Origin of the sequence: Kitasatospora sp. NPDC101447 (assembly GCF_044767225.1) — a bacterium.
GTDB lineage: Bacteria > Actinomycetota > Actinomycetes > Streptomycetales > Streptomycetaceae > Kitasatospora.
Genome location: NZ_JBIWNL010000087.1, coordinates 1 through 2,369, shown reverse-complemented (window position 1 = coordinate 2,369; position 2,369 = coordinate 1). Strand labels below are relative to the sequence as shown.

The window sequence follows — 2,369 nt, the reverse complement described above, 5'->3', positions numbered from 1 at the left end:
CGTCGGAAGTCCGGCTTCTCGCGACGGGAGTACCGGACTGCCGGCGTCGCCGTGGGGGACTCCCCCAGTACCCGCCTCCACCGTCCGCAGACCTCCCCGGAATTTTCTGCGGAAAATCGGTGAGCCGACCGGGTCCGACCTCGGCCCGGCAGTATCGCCGAACGCGCGGCCGGTGCCGCCGCCGACCGCGATCAGCGGATCCCGGCCACGGCTGCACGGTGTTCTGCACATCGCATGAGCACCGCCCCCGCCTCGGAATCCTCAAGCCATTTCACGCACCGTCGGCGCCACGAACCTTGGCATCGTCCTCGCTGGGCCAGCGCCCTTCCACGTACAGCTGGATGAGTGCGGCGTGTGAGAGCGGGCTGCTGGGGTCGGTGACATCCCCGTTGGTGGTGTAGTCGAGGAGGACGACGTCCTCCTTGTTCCTGATCAACTCGACCAGGTCGGCGACTCGGTGCTCCAGGATCCACCGGTAGGCCGGCAGGTAGATCCGGCGGCGAGCCGTTTCATAGGGCAGCAGTCGGTCGCCGTGCAGGCCGGCTCGGTGCCCTTGGACGGGACCGTATCGACTCACCGTCCGCTTCAGCCCCTTCATCGTGGTGATCGCGAGCCTCGCGGGGTCGACGTCGGAGTCCTGGAAGACCTTGAGGGCCTGCCAGATTCCCTCCACCGACTGGCTGGTCGACCCCTCGCTGTAGGGAACCGGGATGCCGCCGTGCGGGTAGAAGGGGCTCAGCCGCACCCACGGCTCCGGTGCCTTGGAGGTCACGTCGATGATCTCCGCACCGGGGAAGGCGGCCGTCAGTGACGCCGTCGTACGGCGACGGCTGGCAATTCGGATCGGCATCTGGAGGCCCCTCCCCTGGTTCGATGACATCAACCACCGAGCATCCCCGATGCCACTGACATCCCGTCCGCCCGAAGCACCGGGCGCCTCGACGAGCAGCCGCCGCACGGAGTCCGGCGACCGTCCGACGCGAGGCGGACAGGGCTCATGAGCCCAGACGCCCTGCCACTCCTGCGCCGGATCGGCCCGGGATCAAGGCTCGGAAATTTTCCGCGGAAAATTCGTGCGCCTGGCGAGCTGCCCGGCCCGAGCGGACTCTGCGCTGGCCGAACCACCCCGGAGTGACCGCCGAGAGCCGTGAACCATGAGGGCCGCTGCTGCGACGGATGCCACCGGGGTCCGGGCGAACATCCGGCCGGGAGCGTGCTTCGGATGCCGGGATCAGGCGTCGGCCAGGACCGAGTCGAGTCGGTCCAGGACGTGCGGCCAGCCCTCGCCCATGCCCTGGTACGCCTGCCTGCCCATCGGTGAATCGAGATCGAAGCCGGCGTGCTCCAGGAAGAGGCGGGTGCCCTTGCCCTCCGACTCAAGCCGCCAGGTGATCGTCGTGTCGAGCGATCCTTCGGCGAAGCGGTAGCGCAGTAGCCGCTCTGGTTCCACGGCGGTCACCTCGCACGGCTGGGCACCCCAGGGGCCCATGTCGAGGGTGAACCGGTGGCCCACCAGCGGCTTGATGTCGCCTGCGGCCCACCAGCGGGCGTGCAGGGCTGGATCGGTCAGTGCGGCCCACACTGCCGCTGGTGGGTGGGCCAGGAACTTCTCGCAGCGGATCTCGGCGTTCTCGGTCACGGGGTGCTCTCCTCATCCAGGAAATCTGCCAGCGCGGTCAGGCGCTGGTTCCAGTAGTGCTCAAACGGGTGCAGCCACTCACCGACTTCGGCCAGCCGAGCCGCTTCGAGGTGGTAGTACCGATGGCGACCGCGCGGTTCCTCGCGGACCAGTCCGGCGGCGCGTAGCACCGCCAGATGCTCGGAGACCGCCGGCCGCCCGAGCTCGAACATTGCGGCCAGCTCGCCCGTGGAGCGAGGCCCCTCCCGCAGGTGTTCGAGCAGCTTGCGGCGCACGGGGTTGGCCAGTACGCCGAACACGTCGGTAGGCATGCCGCCAATTTACGTCGGAGATTTCCGACGCGTCAACGTTGTCCGACGCGATCCGTCCGCGCACCCCTGGCGGCAGGGGCCGTTCTCTCGGCTTCGGGGAGGCGGGCATCAGGGGTACGGGGCAGGGGCAAACCCGCTGCCGCCGCCACCCCACGCTCGCCCTGGCCCGGCCCGGCCCGGCGGCGCGATGCGGGAGAACCACAGGTACGACCGCGGCGGCGCCCTGGCTCACTCCCCCGCATGGGGTCGTCGATTTTCCGCGGAAAATTCGATGGGTCCTGGCGGCTGCCGGACCCACTGAGTTTCGAGACGCGCGAAGCGCACCCGCTCCTCCTCCGACCGGCATCCGGACGCCGGGGGAGCTACAGCGCCCGCGGGGAGTGACCCCAAGCCGCGCGGAGAATTTTCCGCAGAAAATC

General features: G+C 69.3%; 3 protein-coding genes. All 3 read right to left on the bottom strand.

From position 1 onward, the window contains the following. Positions 1-271: 271 nt before the first annotated feature. The 3 genes from ACIRST_RS42390 to ACIRST_RS42380 all read right to left on the bottom strand — a co-directional run bounded on the left by ACIRST_RS42390 (position 272) and on the right by ACIRST_RS42380 (position 1,950). The gene (locus ACIRST_RS42390; RefSeq protein ID WP_402810141.1) at positions 272-850 is read right to left on the bottom strand and encodes a DUF6939 family protein; all 579 of its coding nucleotides are present in this window, start codon (positions 848-850) and stop codon (positions 272-274) included. Positions 851-1,231: 381 nt separating this feature from the next. Continuing rightward, a complete protein-coding gene (locus tag ACIRST_RS42385) occupies positions 1,232-1,639 on the bottom strand; it encodes an SRPBCC domain-containing protein (protein ID WP_402810138.1) in 408 nt (135 codons plus the stop codon). Further along, entirely contained in the window at positions 1,636-1,950 is a 315-nt protein-coding gene (locus tag ACIRST_RS42380) for a metalloregulator ArsR/SmtB family transcription factor (RefSeq protein ID WP_350520828.1), read from the bottom strand. The genes ACIRST_RS42385 and ACIRST_RS42380 overlap by 4 nt, the downstream gene beginning before the upstream one ends. Positions 1,951-2,369: the final 419 nt, after the last annotated feature.